We start from the raw sequence: 21080 nt of genomic DNA, 5'->3' as shown, positions 1-21080 counted from the left end.
ACTTGCATGTGTTAAGCACGCCGCCAGCGTTCATCCTGAGCCAGGATCAAACTCTCCGTTGAAGTAAAACAGACACAACATGCGCCCCCGGGAAAACGGGATGCACACGCTGCACAAAATTTGAAACCAGCCAAATAACACCAGACCACACCACGGGGTGGCGGGCCCGGCAAATTCAACCAATTCAATACAATAAATTGGTATCAACAAACTTGGCACACTATTGAGTTCTCAAACAACAGACACATTCGAATACTTGCCGAAACAATTCATTTCCATGAATTCTTTATTCCGCTTTTCTTCGCTGCGATGTTTACAGCTTATTTCATTCATTTCCACTTTGCAAATTCGCGATTTTCATCGGAATTTCGCTTTGCGGAGCGAATCCGCCCAGCAGAATTGAAGCAATTTTCATTATGTGCGCCTGGCGCATGAAGAATTGCTTCTCATTTGTGGGGGTTTGTCACCACTCAACGGCGGCAACTCAGAAAACAATACACGCTCCTTCCCGGCCGTGCAAATCGGCCGGGAAGGAGCGTGCAGGTGCGTTTTCGGTACCAGTCAGGATCCGGTACCAGTCAGGATCCCGTGCTGGTCAGGGCGCGGCGACTTCCACCGTTGCCAGGTTCTTCTTGCCCCGGCGCAGAAGCAGGTAGCGCCCGTGCAGCAACTCGCTGGCCGCAATAACGGCGTCGGGGTCAGATACCTTCGCATTGTTGACGTAGGCGCCGCCCTCCCCCACAGTGCGGCGTGCGGCGGACTTGCTCTCAGACAGACCGGAGGCGACCAGCAGCTCGATGATGCCCAGGGCGCCGGCGTCAACCGTGGCGGAGGGCAGCTCGGAGGTCGCCGCCTTCAGTGTCGCTTCGTCCAGTACGGAGAGGTCGCCGTTGCCGAACACCGCGGCGGAAGCCGCAATGACCTTCTCGGTGGCGTCCACGCCATGGACGAGCGAAGTCACCTCGTAGGCCAGCTTTCGCTGGCCCTCGCGGGCGAAGGGCCGTTCGGCGATCGCGAGCTCCAGTTCCTCAATCTCGGCGCGGCTCAGGAAGGTGAACACTTTGAGTCGGTCCGCGACGTCGGCGTCCGCCGTGTTGAGCCAGAACTGGTAGAAGGCGTACGGGCTGCACATGGTTGGATCCAGCCAGATCGCGTTGCCCTCGCTCTTGCCGAACTTGGTGCCGTCAGAGTTGGTGATGAGCGGCGTTCCCAGGGCGTGGACGTGCTTGCCCTCAACCTTGCGGATGAGCTCGGTGCCACTGGTGAGGTTGCCCCACTGATCCGAGCCGCCGGTCTGCAGCATGCAACCGTAGTCGCGGAACAACTGAAGGTAGTCCATGCCCTGCAGGATCTGGTAGCTGAACTCCGTGTAGCTGATGCCTTCGTCGGAACTGAGGCGGGAGGCAACGGCGTCCTTGCGGAGCATGGTGCCGACACGGTAGTTCTTGCCGATCTCGCGCAGGAAGTCGATGGCGCTCAGGGGCGCCGTCCAGTCAAGGTTGTTGACCATCCGGGCCGCGTTGTCGCCCTCGAAGCTCAGGAACCGACGGACCTGGGCCTGAAGGTAGCCCACCCACTCGGACACGGTGTCCTTGGTGTTCAGGGTGCGTTCCGCCGTCGGACGCGGATCACCGATCAAGCCCGTGGAGCCGCCCACGAGTCCGAGCGGCTTGTGGCCGGCCAGCTGGATCCGGCGCATGAGCAGCAGCTGGACCAGGTTGCCCAGGTGCAGGCTCGGCGCGGTCGGATCGAAGCCGCAGTAATACGTCACGGGGTCGCCGGCGAGGAGCTTTTCGAGCTCCGCCTCATCCGTGGAGACGTGGACAAGGCCGCGCCATTTCAGCTCCTGCCAGATATTGGCAAAGCTGGGATCGTTCTGCTGGGCATCGAGAATATTTAGCTGGGACACGGAATCTAAGTTAGCAGGATCAACCGGGCCGCAGCGCAGGTGACGCCTGCCGGCCCGGGCCTACTCCTCGATGCCTGCCGGGACTCCGGCGGCGGCGATGAGCCGCAGGCGCTGGGTGGGCCGGGTCATGGCCACGTACAGGTCACCCACCCGGCCGTGCTCGTGGTTGAGCATGTCGGTCGGTTCCAGGACCACGACGCCGTCGAATTCCAGCCCCTTCGCCTCGCGGGGACTGATCACCACGATGTCCTGCGCGTAACTCCCGGCGCCCGTCCCGACCCGGTGGCCGTACACGGCCCGCAGTGCCGCGCTGGCCTCGGGGAGAAGGCCGCCGTCGGCGATGACTGCCAGCAGGCCGCCCTCGATGGCGTCCAGTTCCTCCGGAAGCACCTCGACGAGCTTGTTGACGATCTGGCCCTGGCCGACTTTGTCGATGACCGGGGACCAGCGCCCTTCCCGCACGGCCTTGGGTGCCGAAACCACCAGTCCGGCCGCGGTCGCCATGCGGGCGGCGGCCTCGGCGATCTGGGAGGGGGTGCGGTAGTTGACGGTCAGCTCTTCGAGCTGCCAGCGGTCGCCGAACATGGGGCCCAGGGCGCTGTGCCAGGAGTTGGCGCCGGCAACAGAACTGGTCTGCGCGATGTCGCCCACGATCGTAAAGGACTTCAGCGGGCAGCGGCGGACCAGCAACCGCCACTGCATGGGTGACAGCTCCTGCGCTTCGTCCACCACAATGTGCCCGAAGGCCCAGGAACGGTCTGTGGTGGCACGCTCTGCAGCGGTCAGCCGCGTCTCACGCTCCTGGTTCTGGTCCACCAGGTCTTCGGCCGTGACAAGGACGTCCACACCGGCGGTTTCCATGTTGACCAGGGTCTGCTTGGCGTTGGCCAGGTCGCGGGCCCGGTCTTGTTCCTGCTGCGCCAGGCCGCGCCCGGCTGCGGCATCAAGCTCGCCGAGCAATTCGGCAGCCTCGTCCAGCAGCGGTACGTCGGACTCGGTCCAGGGCGAATCGGCCGGGCGGAGCAGCAGCGCGCGTTCTTCCGGGCTGAGGTTCGGGGTGCATGCCTCGAGGATGGCCGGCTTGCTGAGCAGCTCCCCCACGAGTTTCTCCGGGGTCATCGGCATCCAGCACAGGTTCAGGGCGATCCGGACATCCCGGGCCGAGCGGACATCCTCCGCCAGGTACGAGCGGTCGGCGTTGTTGCCGATGTTGCCTGCCTCCACCAGCTCCGTCATCTGCTCGGTCAATTCGCGAAGCAGGATCTTGACGAAGGAGACGCGGGCCTCGTTGTGCGGTTTGCCCGTGGCGCGCGCCCTCTCCTTGGCGCGGCGGACCTGCCTGGGTGTGAGGACCAGTTTGCGGCCGTCCACCTCAAGGGTCCGGTTTCCGGCCGGAATGCGCTGCCGGTTGGCCACGGCGTTGGCGACCACCTCGGCCATGTCGAGCCGGCCCTTGATGGCGGCGACGGCGGAGTCCGGCTCGGCCACGGCGGTGATGCCGGGCATCAGCCGGCCCAGGCTCGCCATGACGACGCCGGTCTCGCCGAGCGAGGGCAGCACGCGTTCGATGTACTTCATGAAGGACGACGTCGGCCCCACCAGCAGGACGCCGGCGCTCTTGAGCCGGTCCCGGTGCGTGTAGAGCAGGTACGCGGCGCGGTGCAGGGCGACAGCGGTCTTGCCCGTGCCCGGGCCACCCTGGACCACGAGGGCGCCGGAGATGGAGGAACGGATGATCCGGTCCTGCTCGGACTGGATGGTGCCGACGATGTCTGACATCCGGCCCGTCCGCTTGGAGTTCAGGGCAGCCAGCAGGGCACCCTCGCCCTGGAGCGAATCGTTGTCGGCGAGCATGCCGGCGTCGAGCACGTCATCCTCGATTGCCTTGACCTCGCGGCCCTGCAGGATCAGATGGCGGCGGCGGCGGACGCCCTGCCGGTCGAATGCCGTGGCCTGGTAGAAATGGCCGGCCTCGGGCGCACGCCAGTCCACCATGAGCCGCTGCAGGTCCTCGGTGGTCAGGCCGATGCGGCCGATGTACTGGGCCTCCCCGGAATCCAGGTCCAGGCGGCCGAACACGAGCCGGTCATCGACGGCGTCGAGCTGGGCAAGGCGGTCCTCGTAGAGGGCGGCGAAGGCATCACGTTCGGAAACGTTCTGCATGGTGCCCACGGCACCGGCCCGGCGCACCTGGGCCAGCTGGGTGCGCTTCTCCGCCCGCAACTCATCGAGCCGGGCGTAAAGTCCGGCCACATAGTCGCGTTCATGGGCCAAATCAGCGTCGTGCATCGAACGTTCCCCTATCGAAAAAGACAGACCCACCATTCTACAGCCATTTCGGCGGCACGGCTGTTGCATGTCGCCGAACAATGCCAAGGCAGTCTTCGTCAGGGAATTCTACCGGCACGTCCCGGATGGTCCAGCCCGGCAGGCCCGCTAGATCCGCAACAGGGACCGGACGTTGTGGCCGGTCAGGGCCGTGCGGCCGCCAAGATCGTCGAGTTCCATGACCACACCGATGCCGGCCACGTGGATCCCGCACCGCTCGAACAGCCGCGCCGCGGCGCCGAGCGTGCCGCCCGTGGCGAGCACGTCGTCGAGGATCAGCACCCGGCTCCCCGGCGCCAGGTCCGTGGTGTGCAGCTCAAGGGTGGCGGTGCCGTACTCCAGGGCGTAGTCCTCGGAGAACACCTCGCGCGGAAGCTTGCCGGCCTTGCGGACCGTGATGACCCCGGTCCCGGTGGCGTAGGCGGCGGCCGCCGCGAGCAGGAAGCCGCGGGCCTCCACTCCGGCGACGGCGTCGAACTGGCCCTGGAAAGGTCCCACCAGGGCATCGACGACGGCCCCGAAGGCGGCGCCGTCGGCGAACACCGGGGTCAGGTCCTTGAAGCTGACCCCTGGTTTGGGATAGTCCGGGATGGTGGCGCACAGGCTCTTGATCAGCTCATCCACCGGCATTGCAGTCGTCGTCTGGTTCGGGTCGCTTTGATTCACCCATCCACCTTACTGGCTGGTAGCGGGAAGCCTCCCGGGCCCCGGCCTCCCGGCCCGCCGGCTCCGCGGCAACCCGCCGGCCATCGAATGTTCACGCTGTCGGTGCCGGATTCGCCGCTCCTGTCCATCCCGCCGGTGATTGAATGCTCGAATGCGACACGAAATCGTCCTCTCCGGCCATGGGATTCGGCTGGTTCCGCTGGCCCCGCACCATGCGGCAGGCCTCTTCGATTTTGTGGACGCCGGCATGTGGGCAGGCATGGCGGCGCCGATGCCGGGGACTGCCCGCGAGCTGGCGGCGCTGTTCCGGTCACGGCTGGAGGATCCCGCCACCATCCCGTTCGCCGTGACGGACGGGCGCACAGGCGCCCTGCTGGGCACGACGTCCCTCCGCGACTACGTTCCGGACCAGCAACGCCTGGAAATCGGCGGAACATTCTACGGGCGGCAGTTCTGGGGCAGCCACGTCAATCCGGCGAGCAAGCACATGCTCCTCGCCTACGCCTATGAGGTACTGGAAGTGGACCGGGTGGCTTTCCGCTGCGACGCCCGCAACACCCGGAGCGCGACGGCGATCGAACGCCTCGGCGCACAATTCGAGGGGGTCCTCCGCGGCCACCGCGCGGCGCCGGGCGGGGGACGCGCGGACACCGCCGTCTTCTCGATCCTCTCGCAGGAGTGGCCGCACGTGCGCGAGGACCTGCGGCGCCGGCTCGCCCCCTTCGCCGTCGGCGCCGGCTACTCGCTGGGYAGCTTCGCAGCCACCTGGACCCCTAATCCCCTGCCGCTGGAGGCAAGGCGTCCGGATGAACGGGAGGCCCGGCATCTTGAGGCACGGCATCTTGAGGCACGGAGTCCGGCTCCGGCGGGCGCAGGAGTTCGTTGGCAAGCCCGTAGGAGACGATGTCCAGCGCTTTTCGGAGCGCGCGTTCGGCGTCGAACCGCCCGGCTGCCACGCGGCTCAGCCGGGCGTAGTCCCCGGCCCATCCGGACCGGCGGAACCTGTCGGCGTCACCGTGAAGGAGCCGTCCATAGAGGACGTCCTCGAACAAGTCATGGTCGGCCAGGGCGATTTCGGCCATCAGCGCCTCGCGGTCCCGGATCATGCCGTTGGTGAACATCCCGGCCGCTTCCGCTGCGCCTTGGGCTAGCCGGGAGTCCGCCGAGTAGTTGCACAGGCGCAGCGCCCGCACCACGAGTTTGAGCGAAACGTGTTCTTCGGGAACGATGAATTTGCGCAGCAGGGCCGCGCGGAAGAGCTCAATCCAGTGCCGGCGCTCTGCTTCGACGGAGTCCGCCGCGACCTGCCCGCCATCGGGGGTGAACAGTTCCACCATCCGGAAGTACTCGGTGGCCAGCTCCGCGAAGATCTGGAGCCGCTCCAGCTCGCTGCCCGGTTTTCCGCGCTTTCCCTCGCCCATACTGCTCCATCATCCCCCACCGCACGTGCCTGCATCAGGGCGCGGGAACGGGGCGCACACAGTGCCCGCTACCTCACGCGCCGCGGGCGCTTGGCGCCTTTGCCGGCTTTGCCGCCTTGTAGCGGGAGACGGTCGGGTCGCCGCTGAGCCAGAACCGCCAGGGGTACTCGTGGCTGCCGCCGTCGCCGGAGACGCCGACGCGCGGACCGGAGCTGATGCCCGCGGCGACCCCCTCCGGCGGGTACGCGGCCGGTTCCAGCCGGAACGGCGGCGCGAGGGCATCCCGCCCGCTGTCCGCCGTCGTCAGTCCCAGCGCGGTGGCCAGCCGGGCCGGCCCGCTCGCGAGGTCGACATCCGATTTCGACGTCGGCCGCCTGGCCCTCGCCAGCTCATGTCCCGCGACCACTTCGCCGGCCCGCAGCAGGAGCGCCGATGCCACGCCCTCGGGCCCGCACACGATATTGGCGCAATGGTGCATCCCGTACGTGAAATACACGTAGAGGTGGCCGGCCGGGCCGAACATCGGGGCGTTGCGGGCCGTTTGGCCGCGAAAGGTGTGGGACCCGGGGTCAGGGTGGTGCGAATCATGCGGGCCCAGGTATGCCTCCACTTCGGTAATCCGAACCGAGACTGATCCGCCGGGCCCGTCGTGCGTCAGCACCGCGCCGAGGATCAGCGGCGCCACGTGCCGGGCATCGGCCGAGAGCAGCTCGCGGACGGACTCGGCCGCGCCGGACTGGGCAGGAAGCGGGCTGGAAGTCATGCTCAGACTTTAACAAACACCGCCGAAGGAGAGGACGGCCGTGTCCGAATTCCGCTAGCAGCTGCTCCGCGAAGCTGGCAGGATGGGGTGATGGACTTCTGGCAGCGCTACCGGGCAATCGATGCCCGGGACACCCGATTCGACGGGCAGTTCTACACAGCTGTCCGGACCACCGGCATCTATTGCCGGCCCTCGTGCCCCGCGCGGACGCCCAAGGCGGACAATGTCACGTTCTATGAAACGTCCGCCGCGGCGCACGACGCCGGCTACCGTGCGTGCAAACGCTGCCTGCCCGAGGCCGTGCCGGGTACGCCGGCCTGGAACGTGCGCTCCGATATCGCCGGCCGGGCCATGCGGCTCATCAATGACGGCGTGATCAACCGCGACGGCGTCGAGGGGCTCGCGGCCCGGCTCGGATACTCCTCGCGCCAGCTCAATCGGATCCTCAGCCACGAACTCGGCGCCGGCCCACTGTCCCTGGCACGGGCGAGCCGCGCCCAGACCGCCCGCACCCTGCTGGTCTCCACCGCCATGAAAGTCTCGGACATCGCCTTCGCCGCCGGATTCAGCAGCGTGCGCCAGTTCAACGAGACCATCGGCGAGGTCTTTGCGATGACGCCTTCCGCGCTCCGGGCCACAGCCAGGCATCACCGCTCCCCCGCGGCGACCACAGCGCTCACACTCAACCTTCCGTACCGCGAACCGTTCGACCCGGGCGTCTTTGATTTTTTGGCAGTCCGCGCCATCCCCGGGATCGAGGAAGGTACCTCCACTTCCTACGCCCGGACCCTGCGGCTGACGCACGGCGATGCCCGCTTCCGCGTGGATTACGACGCCGGCGCGCCCGGGCGTCCGCTCGTGCTGACCATCGGCGCCGTCGACCTCCGGGATCTGGCCGCCCTGCTGAGCAGGGTCCGCCGGCTGCTGGACCTGGACGCCGATCCGGTCGCCATCGATGCCGCCCTCGAGGCCGACTCCCGGCTGGCCGCCGCGGTGGCGCGCACGCCGGGCATGCGGATGCCCGGCGCCGTTGATCCGCAGGAGCTGCTGATCCGGGCGATGATCGGCCAACAAATCACCGTGGCCGCCGCGCGGACCGCCCTGGTCCAGCTTTCCGCGGTCGGAAGCGCGAGCCTGGTGCCCGACGACGGCCTCCACCGGCTTTTCCCGACGGCCGAGCAGATCGCCGGGACCGGCTTCGAACTGCTCCGAGGCCCGCAGCGGCGGATCGATGCTGTCCGGGGCGCCGCGGCGGCGATGGCCTCGGGCGACCTCGACTTCGGCTACGGCGATGACGTGCAGGGGCTGGAGGCCAAACTCCTGCCCCTGGCCGGCGTCGGGCCGTGGACCGTGGGATACGTCGCGATGCGGGTCATCGGCGCGCCGGATGTGTTCCTGGCCAACGACGCCGCGGTCCGCAACGGCATCCGTTCACTCGCCGAGACCCCCGACGGCGCCACCCTTACCCCGGATTTCCGTGAGGTCAGCCCCTGGCGCTCCTACGCCACCATGCACCTGTGGCGCGCAGCAGCGGCTGCCCAGGCCGCGGCGCGCAAGCCGTCCCTGCCGCCGAGGCAGGCTCCAACGCAGAACCACAAGCAGACTCCGAAGGAAGCGAAACCATGAAAGCCCAGCTGTTGACCATGTCCACCCCGGACGGTCTGTTCACCATCATTGCCCGGGACGGGGTTGTCTTGTCGTCGGGCTGGACCGCCGTTCCCGGCGAGCTGACCGGCCAGATCCACGCTGACCTGCTTCCGGCCGAATTCGAGACCGTCACCGGGCTCGGCGGGATCTCCGAAGCCGTGGAGGCGTTCTATGCCGGCGATCCGGAGCCGGCCATGGAGGTGCCGGTGCTGCAGAAGTCCGGTCCGTTCCGCAGCCATGCCTGGGACGTGCTGCGAACGGTCGCGCCGGGGCGCCCGGTGACCTACACGGAGTATGCGGAGCTGTCCGGCAACGCCAAAGCCGTCCGGGCGGCGGCCAGTGCCTGCGCCTTCAACGCGGCGGCACTGTTTGTTCCCTGCCACCGCGTCATCCGCACCGACGGGACCCTGGGCGGCTTCCGCTGGGGGCTGGCCGTCAAGGGCAGCCTGTTGGACCGGGAACGCGAAGCAGCCCTCGCGACGGCACGGCCCTAGGCCCTATTCCATAGGCCTGCCGGACCCGGGTGTGCTCAGTTGTTGACGGGCGCACCGTGTGTGAGGGACGGCCTGCGTGGCCCGGGTGTGCTCAGTTGTTGACCGGAACGCCGGCAGGCCAGGGCAGCAGCTTCGGAAGGTCGACGCCGTCGGCCGCGGCGGTGGCGCGCAGGCTGCCGAGGGTGGGGTTCCGGCCGGCGAGCCACGCGGCGATGTCCGTGAGCATGCCGTTGATCACGGTCGATGTTCCGCCGCTCCCGATGGCTACCGCCGGCAGGCCAAGCGGCTGCAACACGAAGCGCTGGCCCTCGGGTACCCGCGCGGAGAGGAAATCGAAAAGGTGCCCGCAGAACGGGCGACTCCAGGTTTCCGGTCCGTGGCCGGTGCCGAGGTCGGCGGCATGGATGACGAGTTCGCGCCACAGTGCCAGGCCGCCGTCGAACACGACTCCCCCGCGGTAGGTGATGGGCTCACGCCAGCCGGCCGCGTCGAGGGAGTCGAAGGCGCGCAGGGCCCGGTCCAACGCCGCGTCGAGGTCGGCCCGGTGCTGCGCGAGGCTGTGGCCGGCCGCCATCTCGATGGCGCGGTTCCGCCCCTCGAAGCCGCCGTCATAGAGTTCGACGCCCTCGCCGCGGGCGGCATATTCGAGCTGCCGGCCCATCGCGTTGGCAATCCCGCAGATGTGGGCCAGCACGTGGCCGCGGCTCCAGCCGGGCAGTTCCGACGGCGCTTTGATGTCCTGTTCCGTCAGTTTCGCGGCGATTCCGGCCACGACTCCGGCGGCGCGGTGCAGTTCTGCCCGAAGGTTCTCTGGTGTGATTGAGGTCATGGCGCCCATCCTAAACCGAGCCACCCGATTAAGTCGGATTAACTGAGCGATGCCCGGTCAGCGGGGCGCGTAGCGGTGCCGGATGTGCCGGCGGTCGTGCCGGGCCTGCCAGAATTCGATTTCGCGCGGCCGGAGGGCGTAGAGCTGCCAGTCTGTGTTTTCATTGTTTGCATTTTCGCTGCCGTCGGCGCCGGGCCGGGCCCGCCAGTCGGCGGCCGAGGCTTCCGCGGACAGCTCCACGACGTCCCCGGCCACGCGGACCTGGCGGCCCTGCTGTTGCCAGAAGAAGTTCAGCGCCGCATGCGGGTTGGCCGTGAGTTCCTTGCCCTTGCGGGACTCCCTGGAGGTTGCGAAGTGCCAGCCGTCGGCGTCGATGTCCTTCAGGATCAGCATCCGCGACGACGGCCGGCCGTGCTCATCGGCGGTGGCCAGGCTGCACGCATTGGGCTGGGGCACCCCGGCCGCCAGGGCCTCGTCCAGCCACAGCCGGAACAGCTCCGCGGGGTCCGCGGGCGCCGCCGCAGGGTCGAAGTCCGGGAGCACTTCCGGGAAGTCGGGCAGGGCACGCAGCAGTTGGCGGAACGATTCGCTCATGTCGCAATGCTAGCGGGGAGTTTTCGGCCGCAAACGCACAACGCTCCCTCACTTTTGGCAAGAAATCCGCCGACGCTCCTGCAGGCAATGCAGGAGCGTCGGCCGAGACGCTGCCGGAACTCCCCACCGGCACCCTAGCCTCGCAAGCTCGGCCAGGGAACCCTGCCCGCGTGGCCCCTCTCGCGTGTGCTGACTAGCCCGCGTACTCGCGCACGCCGGCGAGCTCGCCCTCGAGGGCCAGCAGCTGGCGTTCGACGGCGGCCGGTGCGGTGCCGCCCTGCGAGTTCCGGCTGTTGAGCGAACCCTCGGTGGACAGGACCGTGCGGACCTCCGGCGTCAGGTGCTCCGAGATGGCGGCGTATTCCTCGTCCGTGAGGTCCCAGAGCTCGACGCCGCGGCTTTCGGCCTGCTTGACCGCGGCGCCGGAGAGCTCGTGTGCCTCGCGGAACGGCACGCCCTGGCGGACCAGCCATTCGGCGATGTCCGTCGCCAGGGCGAAACCCTGGGGAGCCAGCGCTTCCATCCGTTCGGTGTTGAACTTCAGCGTCGCGATCATCCCGGAGACTGCCGGGAGCAGGACCTCCAGGGTGTCCGCGGCGTCGAAGACCGGTTCCTTGTCCTCCTGCAGGTCGCGGTTGTACGCGAGCGGCAGGCCCTTCAGGGTGGCCAGCAGCCCGGTCAGGTTGCCGATCAACCGGCCGGCCTTGCCGCGAGCGAGTTCGGCCACGTCCGGGTTCTTCTTCTGCGGCATGATCGAGGAGCCTGTGGAGTAGGAATCGTGCAGGGTGACGAAGGAGAATTCCTTCGTGGCCCACAGGATCACTTCCTCCGAGACCCGGGACAGGTCCACGCCGATCATGGCCGTGATCCAGGCGAACTCGGCGAAGACGTCGCGGGAGGCGGTGCCGTCGATCGAGTTGTGCGTCGCCGAGAAGAAGCCCAGGTCCGCGGCGACGGCCTCGGGGTCCAGGCCGAGCGAGGAGCCCGCCAGGGCACCGGAGCCGTAGGGCGAAACCCCGGCGCGCTTATCCCAGTCGGCCAGCCGCTGCACATCGCGCAGCAGCGCCCATGCGTGGGCCAGCAGGTGGTGGCTGAGCAGTACCGGCTGGGCGTGCTGCAGGTGGGTGCGGCCGGGCATGGCCACGCCCTTGTGCGCCTTGGCCTGGTCCACGAGAGCGTCAATCGTGGCGAGCACGCCGCGGGCGATGATCCGGGCGTGGTCGCGCAGGAACATCCGTCCCAGGGTGGCCACCTGGTCGTTGCGGGACCGGCCAGCGCGGAGCTTGCCGCCAAGCTGGGTACCGGCGCGCTCGATCAGGCCACGCTCGAGCGAACCGTGCACGTCCTCATCGGACTCGGCCGGCAGGTAGGCTCCGGAGGCGACGTCCTCATCCAGCTGCGTCAGGGCGGCCAGCATGCCGTCCAGTTCGGCGTCGTCCAGCAGCCCGGCCTTGTGCAGCACGCGGGCGTGCGCCTTGGACCCGGCGATGTCGTAGCGGGCCAGCCGCCAGTCGAAGTGCGTGGACTTGCTCAGCGCGGCGAGGGCGTCCGCTGGGCCGCCGGCGAACCGGCCGCCCCACAGCGCTCCCGTATTTGTAGCCTCAGACTTTTGCTCAGCCACAGGGGCTACTCTCCTGCGACGCGGATGTCGCGGCCGGAGGCAACCTTGGCGGACATGCCCCACAGCTCGATGAATCCGCGCGCCATCGACTGGTCGAACGTGTCGCCGGTGTCGTACGTGGCAAGGTCGAAGTCGTAGAGCGAGGTCTCGGAGCGGCGTCCGTTGACGATCGCCTGGCCGCCGTGCAGCACCATGCGGATGTCGCCGGAGACGTATTTCTGGGTGTCCTCGATGAAGGCGTCGAGGGAGCGCTTGAGCGGCGAGAACCACTGGCCGTCGTAGACCAGCTCGGCCCAGCGCTGGCCGACGGTCGCCTTGAAGCGGGCCTGCTCGCGCTCGATCGTGATGTCTTCGAGGTGCTTGTGCGCGGTGATGAGCGCCATGGCGCCCGGTGCCTCGTAGATCTCGCGGGACTTGATGCCCACGAGGCGGTCCTCGACGACGTCGATCCGGCCCACGCCCTGGGCACCGGCGCGGCGGTTGAGTTCCTTGATGGCCTGCAGCGGGGTGACCTTGACGCCGTCGATCGCGACCGGCACGCCGGCTTCGAAGGAGATGGTGACCTCATCCGGTGCCGGCGGGAATTCCGGGGTGGCGGTGTAGTCGTAGATGTCCTTGGTGGGGGCGTTCCAGATGTCCTCGAGGTAGCCGGTTTCGACGGCGCGGCCCCAGACGTTCTGGTCGATCGAGTACGGGTTCTTCTTGGTGGTCTCGATCGGCAGTCCCTTTTCCTCGGCGAAGGCGATGGCCTTGTCGCGGGTCAGGGCGAGGTCACGGACCGGGGCGATGCACTTAAGGTCCGGGCCGAGGGTCTGGATGCCGACTTCGAAGCGGACCTGGTCGTTGCCCTTGCCGGTGCAGCCGTGGGCGACGGTGGTGGCGCCGAATTCGCGGGCGGCCTTGACCAGGTGCTTGACGATCACCGGACGGGAGATGGCGGAGACCAGCGGGTAGTGGCCCTGGTAGAGGGCGTTGGCCTTCAGCGTGGGCACGCAGTACTCGTTGGCGAACTCGTCGCTGGCGTCGGCGACGTAGGCCTCGACGGCGCCGCAGCCCAGCGCGCGCTGGCGGATGGTCTCCAGCGATTCGCCGCCCTGTCCGACGTCGACCGCCACGGCGATGACCTCGGCGCCGGTGGCTTCACCGATCCAGCCGATGGCTACGGAAGTATCCAGGCCACCGGAGTAGGCCAGAACAATACGCTCAGTCACGGAAATGCTCCTTAGTTGTTTGGTGATGCATTAAGTCTGGGAAAAGCTCTGTTGCAAGCCTGTCACACACCCGGGTGCCCGGTCCTGTGAAGGGCTCATGGTGTTGCTTATTGGCCGGCTTCCTCGGCGAACTGCAGGAAGCGTGCGGCGATGTCCGCGCCGCCCAGGGGGTCCCGGGTGACAAGCAAGACGGTGTCGTCCCCAGCGATGGTGCCCAGAATCGAGGGCATTACGGAGTGGTCGATGGCGAGGGCCAGGAAGTTCGCGGCACCAGGCGGGGTCCGAAGCACCACGAGGTTGGCGGAGGCCTCGGCGGTGACGAGCAGTTCCCCGCACAACCGGGTCAGCCGGGCGTCGAGGATTTCCTGCGTGACGCCGCTCTTGGCCGCCCGCTCGCCGCCCTCCCCCGGGACGGCGTAGACCAGCACGCCGTCCTTGCCGCGGACCCGGACGGCGCCGAGTTCCACGAGGTCTCGTGACAGCGTGGCCTGGGTGACCTGGACGCCGTCGTCCGCGAGCAGCGCCGCGAGCTCGGCCTGGGAACGGACAGATTCGCCCGTGAGAATCGCCGTGATCCGCGCCTGCCGGGCTGTCTTGGTGGCCGGGCTGGCCCCAGGAGAGGCTGGCTGGACGGACATCAGGCCGGTCCGCCCACCGGTGCCGGACCATCGAGTGGCGCCAGACCGTCAACCACTGCCAGACCGGAGCGGTGCATGAGCCAGGCCATGAGTGCCTTCTGCGCGTGCAGCCGGTTTTCGGCCTCGTCCCAGACCACCGACTGCGGGCCGTCAATGACGGCCGCGGCGATCTCGTAGCCCCGGTAGGCCGGGAGGCAGTGCAGCACGACGGCGTCCGGCGCCGCGAGCTTCATCGCGTCGGCATCCACGGAATAGGCGCGGAACAGCTTCATCCGCGCTTCCTTCTCCGCCTCCTGGCCCATGGACACCCACGTGTCGGTCGCGACGACGTCGGCGCCCAGGAGCGCTTCGGCGGGGTCAACCGTCACCAGCACCGAGCCGCCGGTCTCCGCGGCACGGTCCTCGGCGGCGGCGATGATCTCCGGCGACGGCAGGTAGCCCTCCGGTCCGGCGATGCGGACGTTCATGCCCGCCGTCACGCCGGCCAGCAGGTAGGAGTTGGCCATGTTGTTGGCCGAGTCGCCCAGGTAGGCCATGGTCAGGCCCTGGAGCGAGCCCTTGTGCTCCTTGACGGTCAGCAGATCGGCCAGGAGCTGGCATGGGTGGTAGTCATCGCACAGGGCGTTGATGACCGGAACGCGGGAGTTCTCGGCCATGGCGACGAGCCCGGCATGCGCGCCGGTGCGCCACACAATGGTGGAGACCATGCGTTCGAGCACCTTGGCAGTGTCCTCGACCGATTCTTTGTGCCCGATCTGCGCCTCGCCGGGGTTGATGATGAGCGCGTTACCGCCCATGTCCGCGATGCCGGTGGCGAAGGAGACCCTGGTCCGGGTGGAGGTCTTGTCGAAGATGACGGCCACCGTCCGGCGGCCGTTGCCGTCTGCGGCGAAGGGCTGCACGCTGTAGGGCGCGGCCTTCATCCGGACGGCGAGCTCGAGGACCTCGGCCTGCTCGGCCGGGCTGAGGTCCGTGTCCTTGAGGAAGTGGCGGGTGGGCACTGAGGCGGTCACGGCGGCGGTCACTTGGCGTCCTTTGCAGCGTTGGTCTTGGCGGTCTCGAGCAGTGCCGGCAGGGCGGCCAGGAAAAGGTCTGCCTGCTCGGTGGTCAGGATCAGCGGGGGCGCCAGCCGGATGGTGCGCGGGCCCGGGCTGTTGACGATGAACCCGGCGTCGAGGCCGGCGGCCACGACGCCCGGGGCGACGTCGGCGTCGAGGTCGAAGCCGATCAGCAGCCCCTCGCCGCGGACCTCGGTCACGCCGGCGATTCCGGCGAGGCCGGCGCGCAGATGCTCCCCCAGGTTCCGGACGTGGGCCAGGATGTCCTGGTTTTCCAGGACGTGCAGGGTGGCGAGGGCGGCGGCGGTGGCCACCGGGTTGCCGCCGAATGTCGTCCCGTGCTGGCCGGCGGTCAGCAGAGCAGACGTTTCCGGGCCGAACGTGACGAGCGCGCCGACCGGGAAGCCGCCGCCCAGGCCCTTGGCGAGGGTCACGGCGTCGGGCACGATCCCGGCGTCCTCGCTGGCCAGCCACTTGCCGGTGCGGCCGATACCGGTCTGGACCTCGTCGAGGATCAGCAGGGCGCCGGCCGCGCTCGTGGCCTCGCGGGCCGCTTTGAGGTAGCCGGCAGGCAGCGGCCGGACGCCGGCCTCGCCCTGGATCGGTTCGAGGAAGACGGCGGCCGTGGTCTCATCAATGGCGGCGCGGAGCGCCTCGATGTCACCGAACGGGACATGCACGACGCCGCCGGGCAGCGGCGCGAACGGCGCCCGGTACGCCTCTTTGGCGGTGAGCGCGAGGGCGCCCATGGTGCGCCCGTGGAAGGCGCCTTCGAGCGCGATGATCTTGGTGCGCGGCTGCGCTGTTTTATCCGCGACAGTATTCTCCGCGGCCGCGGACTGGCTGGCGCCACTGTTCCGGCGCGCCAGCTTGAAGGCCGCCTCGACGGCTTCGGTGCCGGAGTTGGCGAAGAACACCTTGGAGCCGGCCGGGGCCTTGGACAGTTCCAGCAGCTTCTCGGCCAGGGCGATCTGGGTGGGGCTCGTAAAGAAGTTCGAGACATGGCCCAGGGTGGCCAGCTGGCTGGAGATCACCGAGGTCACGAACGGGTGGGCGTGGCCGAGGGCGTTCACCGCGATGCCGCCGAGCAGGTCCAGGTATTCCTTGCCGTCGGCGTCCCACACGAGGCAGCCGGCGCCGCGGACCAGGACCCGCTGCGGGGTGCCGAAGACGCCCAGCAGCGAGGACGAGTAGCGGGACAGCCACTCGGCTCCGCTGCGGCTGGAAACGATTGTGGTTGCGGCGGTCTCCGCAGCGATGGGGGCCCCGCCCGCTCCGCGGTGCCCGACCACACCCGGCCCCCCATCGCTGCTGCGGCCTTCAGCGGAATGGCTCAGTTCAGTGCTGCTCACTATGCGTTCACTTCCTCGTCGGGGACGACCTGGGTGCCGATACCGGCGGTCGTAAAGGTTTCCAGCAGCATCGAGTGCGGCAGGCGGCCGTCCACGATGTGGGCGCGCTCGACGCCGTCGTCAATGGCTTTCAGGCACGCCGCCATCTTCGGGATCATGCCGGACTCAAGGCGCGGCAGCATCTCGCGCAGCTCCGACGCCGTCAGCGACGAAATGAGCGATGACCTGTCCGGCCAGTTGGCGTAGAGGCCTTCGACATCGGTCAGGATGACCAGCTTGGAGGCACCCAGGGCCGACGCCACCGCGGCCGCCGCCGTGTCCGCGTTCACATTAAGTACCTGACCGGTGGTGGATCCGTCGTCGTGGATTTCCGGGGCGACGGTGGAGATCACAGGAATCCGGCCGGCCGCGAGGATGTCCACAATCCCTTCCGGGTTCACCCCGACCACCTCGCCCACCAGGCCCAGGTCCACCTCTTCGCCGTCCACCACGGTGCCGGTGCGGACGGCGCGGAGCAGGCCGCCGTCTTCGCCGGACATCCCGACGGCGTACGGGCCGTGGGAGTTGATCAGGCCCACGAGTTCGCGTCCCACCTGGCCGGTGAGGACCATCCGGACCACGTCCATGGCCTCGGGCGTGGTGACACGCAGCCCGCCCTTGAATTCGGATTCGATCCCGAGCCGGCTGAGCATGGCGTTGATCTGCGGGCCGCCGCCATGCACCACCACGGGGTGGATGCCGACGTGGTGCAGGAACACGACGTCCTCGGCGAAGGCGCGGCGGAGCTCGTCGTTGACCATGGCATTGCCGCCGTACTTGATCACCATGGTGCTGCCGGCAAAGCGCTGGATCCAGGGCAGCGCCTCGATCAGCGTGGCGGCTTTGTCCCGGGCGTCGGACTGGGAGGTGGTCTCGCGGGTCTGGGTGTTCATGCTGTTCGTCCTCTGTTCGTCATCCCTACTGTTCATCCCTGCTGTTCATCCCTCCGGGGAGGTCAGCTGGAGTAGGCGCTGTTTTCGTGGACGTAGTCGTGGGTGAGGTCGTTGGTGAGGATCGTGGCCTCGGCTGCACCGGCCTGCAGGTCGATTTCGACCAGGACCTCGCGCGGTTCGAGGTCCACGAGGTTCCGGTCATCGCCGATGCTGCCGTTGCGGCAGATCTGCACACCGTTCATGGACACGTTCAGCTGGTCCGGTTCGAAGGCCGCGTCGGTGGTGCCGACGGCGGACAGCACGCGGCCCCAGTTGGGGTCCTTGCCGAAGATCGCGGTCTTGAACAGGTTGGAGCGGGCGACGGCGCGGCTGACGATTTCGGCGTCCCGCTCGCTCGCGGCGTTGAACGTCCGGATCGCGATGTCGTGGCTGGCGCCCTCGGCGTCGCCGATCAGTTTCCGGGCCAGCTCGGCGCAGACCTGGGTCAGGCCGGCGCCGAAGTCGGCGGCGGACGGCGCGGCACCGGAGGCGCCGGAGGCGAGCAGCACCACGGTGTCGTTGGTGGACATGCAGCCGTCCGAGTCCGCCCGGTCGAAGGTGAGCCGCGTGGCGTTGCGGAGTTCGGCGTCGAGCACGTCCGGCGGGACGTCGGCGTCCGTGGTGAGGACCACCAGCATGGTGGCCAGGCCCGGGGCCAGCATGCCGGCGCCCTTGGCCATGCCGCCGATGGTGAACTGCGTGCCGTCCGCGGCCGTGCCGGTGAAGACGGACTGCTTGGACACCGAATCCGTGGTCATGATCGCGGTGGCCGCCGCGGGGCCGCCGTCCGCGGCCAGAGCTGCGGTGGCGGAACCGATCCCGGCCAGGATTTTCTCCATGGGGAGCTGCTCGCCGATCAGTCCGGTGGAGCAGACCACGACGTCGGTGGCGGAGACGCCGAGGGCTTCGGCGGTCTTCTCCGCGGTGGTGTGCGTGTTCTGGAACCCCTGGGGCCCGGTGCAGGCGTTGGCCCCGCCGGAGTTGAGGATCACGGCATCCACGCGGCCGTCCTTGACCACTTCGCGTGACCAGTGCACGGGGGCCGCGGCGACGCGGTTGGACGTGAAGACCGCCGCGGCGGCTTTGGACGGGCCGTCGTTGACCACGAGGGCCACATCCGGCTTGCCGGAAGCCTTGAGCCCGGCCGTCACGCCGGCGGCGCGGAATCCCTGCGGTGCGGTGATGCTCACGGTGCGACTCCCTGGAGGTTGAGGCCGGCGGTTTCCGCCAGGCCGAGGGCTAGGTTCATGGACTGCACGGCCCCGCCGGCGGTCCCCTTGGTGAGGTTGTCGATGGCGCAGCACACGATCACGCGGCCGGTGTGCTCATCGAAGGCGAGCTGCATGACCGTGTGGTTAGATCCCTGGACCGATTTCGTGGAGGGCCACTGCCCCTCGGGGAGCAGGTGCACGAACGGTTCGTCGTCGTAGGCTTCGGCCCAGGCGGCACGCAGGTCTGCGGCAGTGACTCTGCGGCCTGGCTGCTGCCGCACCCTGGCGGTCGCCGTGGTGAGGATGCCGCGGCTCATCGGCGCCAGCGTGGGCGTGAAGGAGACGGTGACCGGGGCCCCCAGCGCTTTCGAGAGTCCCTGTTCGATCTCGGGGGTGTGCCGGTGTCCCCCGCCGACCCCGTAGGGGCTCATGGAGCCCATGACTTCGGCGCCGATCAGGTTGACCTTGGCAGCTTTGCCGGCCCCTGAGGTGCCGGAGGCGGAGACGATCACGACGTCGTCGCCCTCCAGCAGCTGGTTGCTGAAGCCGGGAGTGAGGGCCAGCAGGGCCGAGGTCGGGTAGCAGCCGGGGACGGCGATCCGGGTGGCGCCGCGGAGGGCATCGCGCTGGCCGGGCAGTTCCGGGAGGCCGTAGGGCCAGGTTCCGGCGTGGGCCGACCCGTAGAACTTCTCCCAGGCCGCCGGGTCCTCGAGGCGGTGGTCCGCGCCGGCGTCGATGACCAGGGTCCCGGCGGGCAGCTGCGCCGCGATCTCCGCGGATGCCCCGTGCGGAAGCGCCAGGAAAACGACGTCGTGCCCGGCCAGGTTATCCACGGTGGTGTCTTCGAGGATCCGGTCCGCGAGGCCATGGAGATGCGGCTGTAATTCCCCTAGTCTGGAACCGGCGTTGCTGTGGGCCGTGATGGCGCCGATGGTGACGTCGGGATGACCGGCGAGGAGCCGCAGGACCTCGCCGCCGGCATAGCCGCTAGCCCCGGAAACGGCAACAGAAATAGTCATAAGCACGACTATACAGCAAGAGTATGCATAGATGCCGATATTTATGCATCGATGGGCGCGTGTCCAAAGCTCCCGAACGGCGCCGCGGAAACCCGGGGGCGTATGCTTGGTAAAGGGTGATCCAGACCGTGCAGCTGCGAATGTCAGCTGCAGCGTTGCCCGTAACCGTGACGAGGCAAGCGCCCTATGACCGCCACTTCCACCCTTCCCGCCGAAACGCCGGCGCGGCCGCCATCGCGGGTCCGGCAGCCCAACGCCGTGGTCCTGAGCTATTCGGAACTCCTCAAGAGCGTGAAGACGGCCGGCCTCCTCGAACGGCGCGTCGGGTTCTACATCACGGTGTTCGCCAGCCTGGTGCTCCTGATGGCCGCCACCTGGTTCGGGTTCGCGCTGATCGGTGACAGCTGGTTCCAGCTCCTGATCGCCGCCGCCCTGGGCATCATCTGCACGCAGTTGAGTTTCCTGGCCCACGAGGCCGGGCACCGGCAGATCTTCGCGTCCCGCCGCGCCAACGACTGGGCAGCACGCCTGCTCGCCACCTCCGTGGCCGGGATCAGCTACTCCTGGTGGGAGCAGAAGCACGGCGCGCACCACAACCACCCGAACGTCATCTCCAAGGACCCGGACATCGCGCCCGGCCCCATCGCCTTCCACCCCGAAGCCGTAGCCGACCGCCAGGGACGCCTCGCGTTCCTGACCCGCAAGCAGGGCTGGTTCTTCTTCCCGCTCCTGTTCCTGGTGGGCCTGGGACTGCAGATCGATTCCGTGAAATTCATCGTCCGCCGGGCCAAGGTCACGCACCGCTGGGTCGAAATCCCGATCCTCGCGGTCCGGCTCAGCCTCCTGCCGGTCCTCGCGTTCACCTTCCTGCCGCTGGGCATGGCGTTCGCCTTCATCGGCGTCCAACTGGCCGTGTTCGGCTTCTACATGGGCGCGTCCTTCGCGCCGAACCACAAGGGCATGCCGGTGCTGCCGGCGGACAGCCGGGTGGACTTCTTCAGCCGCCAGGTCCTGACGTCCCGGAACATCTCGGGCGGCCGCTTCATGGACATCCTGCTCGGCGGCCTCAACCGCCAGGCCGAACACCACCTCTTCCCGGACATGGCCCGCCCGCAGCTGCACCAGGCCGCCAAGATCGTCCGCGAGTACTGCGCCAAGCACCAGGTCCCGTACACGGAAACCACGCTGATGCAGTCGTACGCCATCATTGTCCGCTACCTCAACGACGTCGGACTCGCCGCCGGCCGCCACTTCGAATGCCCGATGGCAACGGTAACCCGCCGCTACTAAAGGACGGACCGCGGGCGGCCGCGCAGGACCTGCCGCCTCCTGGCAACGTCCGCCCAAA

18 protein-coding genes, 1 rRNA gene and 1 pseudogene are annotated in these 21080 nt (G+C 68.3%); 4 read left to right on the top strand and 16 right to left on the bottom strand.

The genetic code is table 11. The annotated features are described in order from the left end of the window. The 4 genes from AC1D1A_RS12395 to AC1D1A_RS12380 all read right to left on the bottom strand — a co-directional run. Window positions 1–62 (bottom strand): 16S ribosomal RNA (locus tag AC1D1A_RS12395); the annotation flags it as partial. A gap of 533 nt (window positions 63–595) precedes the next feature. Then, entirely contained in the window at window positions 596–1909 is a 1314-nt protein-coding gene (gene tyrS, locus AC1D1A_RS12390) for a tyrosine--tRNA ligase (protein WP_476947824.1), read from the bottom strand. A 60-nt stretch (window positions 1910–1969) separates the two neighbouring features. Next, window positions 1970–4198, bottom strand: a complete 2229-nt coding sequence (locus AC1D1A_RS12385) for a HelD family protein (protein ID WP_476849486.1) — start codon at window positions 4196–4198, stop codon at window positions 1970–1972. Window positions 4199–4345: 147 nt separating this feature from the next. Further along, window positions 4346–4867: an adenine phosphoribosyltransferase gene (locus AC1D1A_RS12380; RefSeq protein ID WP_243181808.1), complete on the bottom strand. Its 522-nt coding sequence runs from the start codon at window positions 4865–4867 to the stop codon at window positions 4346–4348. 187 nt (window positions 4868–5054) lie between these two features. Here AC1D1A_RS12380 and AC1D1A_RS12375 point away from each other — a divergent pair. Continuing rightward, window positions 5055–5486: pseudogene (locus tag AC1D1A_RS12375) on the top strand (GNAT family N-acetyltransferase); the annotation flags it as partial. A gap of 190 nt (window positions 5487–5676) precedes the next feature. Here the strand turns inward: AC1D1A_RS12375 and AC1D1A_RS12370 are convergent. Then, the gene (locus tag AC1D1A_RS12370) at window positions 5677–6324 is read right to left on the bottom strand and encodes a hypothetical protein (RefSeq protein WP_476947832.1); all 648 of its coding nucleotides are present in this window, start codon (window positions 6322–6324) and stop codon (window positions 5677–5679) included. 73 nt (window positions 6325–6397) lie between these two features. Then, on the bottom strand, window positions 6398–7087 hold the full coding sequence (locus AC1D1A_RS12365) for a DNA-3-methyladenine glycosylase (protein WP_476947823.1): 690 nt from the start codon (window positions 7085–7087) through the stop codon (window positions 6398–6400). 90 nt (window positions 7088–7177) lie between these two features. Here AC1D1A_RS12365 and AC1D1A_RS12360 point away from each other — a divergent pair, with 90 nt between their 5' ends. Further along, window positions 7178–8713, top strand: a complete 1536-nt coding sequence (locus tag AC1D1A_RS12360) for an AlkA N-terminal domain-containing protein (RefSeq protein WP_476871999.1) — start codon at window positions 7178–7180, stop codon at window positions 8711–8713. Next, a complete protein-coding gene (locus tag AC1D1A_RS12355; protein ID WP_476947822.1) occupies window positions 8710–9228 on the top strand; it encodes a methylated-DNA--[protein]-cysteine S-methyltransferase in 519 nt (172 codons plus the stop codon). The genes AC1D1A_RS12360 and AC1D1A_RS12355 overlap by 4 nt, the downstream gene beginning before the upstream one ends. 91 nt (window positions 9229–9319) lie before the next feature. Here the strand turns inward: AC1D1A_RS12355 and AC1D1A_RS12350 are convergent, their stop codons facing one another. The 10 genes from AC1D1A_RS12350 to argC all read right to left on the bottom strand — a co-directional run bounded on the left by AC1D1A_RS12350 (window position 9320) and on the right by argC (window position 19732). Further along, window positions 9320–10057, bottom strand: coding sequence for a maleylpyruvate isomerase family mycothiol-dependent enzyme (locus AC1D1A_RS12350; RefSeq protein ID WP_230010643.1), 738 nt, complete (start codon window positions 10055–10057; stop codon window positions 9320–9322). 57 nt (window positions 10058–10114) lie between these two features. Beyond that, the gene (locus AC1D1A_RS12345; protein ID WP_476859015.1) at window positions 10115–10651 is read right to left on the bottom strand and encodes a pyridoxine/pyridoxamine 5'-phosphate oxidase; all 537 of its coding nucleotides are present in this window, start codon (window positions 10649–10651) and stop codon (window positions 10115–10117) included. A 193-nt stretch (window positions 10652–10844) separates the two neighbouring features. Further along, window positions 10845–12272, bottom strand: coding sequence for an argininosuccinate lyase (gene argH, locus AC1D1A_RS12340; protein ID WP_476849479.1), 1428 nt, complete (start codon window positions 12270–12272; stop codon window positions 10845–10847). A gap of 5 nt (window positions 12273–12277) precedes the next feature. After that, a complete protein-coding gene (locus AC1D1A_RS12335; protein ID WP_028277269.1) occupies window positions 12278–13483 on the bottom strand; it encodes an argininosuccinate synthase in 1206 nt (401 codons plus the stop codon). Between the two features lie 107 nt (window positions 13484–13590). Next, window positions 13591–14121 (bottom strand): arginine repressor, encoded by a 531-nt coding sequence (locus AC1D1A_RS12330; RefSeq protein ID WP_079551248.1) that lies wholly within the window; start codon window positions 14119–14121, stop codon window positions 13591–13593. Continuing rightward, on the bottom strand, window positions 14121–15146 hold the full coding sequence (gene argF, locus AC1D1A_RS12325) for an ornithine carbamoyltransferase (protein ID WP_476947821.1): 1026 nt from the start codon (window positions 15144–15146) through the stop codon (window positions 14121–14123). The genes AC1D1A_RS12330 and argF overlap by 1 nt, the downstream gene beginning before the upstream one ends. Next, a complete protein-coding gene (locus AC1D1A_RS12320) occupies window positions 15143–16438 on the bottom strand; it encodes an acetylornithine transaminase (protein WP_476947831.1) in 1296 nt (431 codons plus the stop codon). Before AC1D1A_RS12320 ends, argF begins: the two co-directional genes overlap by 4 nt. A gap of 92 nt (window positions 16439–16530) precedes the next feature. Then, the gene (gene argB, locus AC1D1A_RS12315; RefSeq protein ID WP_223917243.1) at window positions 16531–17463 is read right to left on the bottom strand and encodes an acetylglutamate kinase; all 933 of its coding nucleotides are present in this window, start codon (window positions 17461–17463) and stop codon (window positions 16531–16533) included. Between the two features lie 62 nt (window positions 17464–17525). Further along, window positions 17526–18692: a bifunctional glutamate N-acetyltransferase/amino-acid acetyltransferase ArgJ gene (gene argJ / locus AC1D1A_RS12310; RefSeq protein WP_476849476.1), complete on the bottom strand. Its 1167-nt coding sequence runs from the start codon at window positions 18690–18692 to the stop codon at window positions 17526–17528. Next, a complete protein-coding gene (argC, locus tag AC1D1A_RS12305; RefSeq protein ID WP_476947820.1) occupies window positions 18689–19732 on the bottom strand; it encodes an N-acetyl-gamma-glutamyl-phosphate reductase in 1044 nt (347 codons plus the stop codon). Before argC ends, argJ begins: the two co-directional genes overlap by 4 nt. 186 nt (window positions 19733–19918) lie before the next feature. Here argC and AC1D1A_RS12300 point away from each other — a divergent pair, with 186 nt between their 5' ends. Next, window positions 19919–21022 (top strand): fatty acid desaturase family protein, encoded by a 1104-nt coding sequence (locus AC1D1A_RS12300; protein ID WP_028277262.1) that lies wholly within the window; start codon window positions 19919–19921, stop codon window positions 21020–21022. Window positions 21023–21080: the final 58 nt, after the last annotated feature.

The organism is Arthrobacter sp. P1_B9, from assembly GCF_056406495.1.
This window is presented reverse-complemented; position numbering and strand designations above follow the sequence as displayed.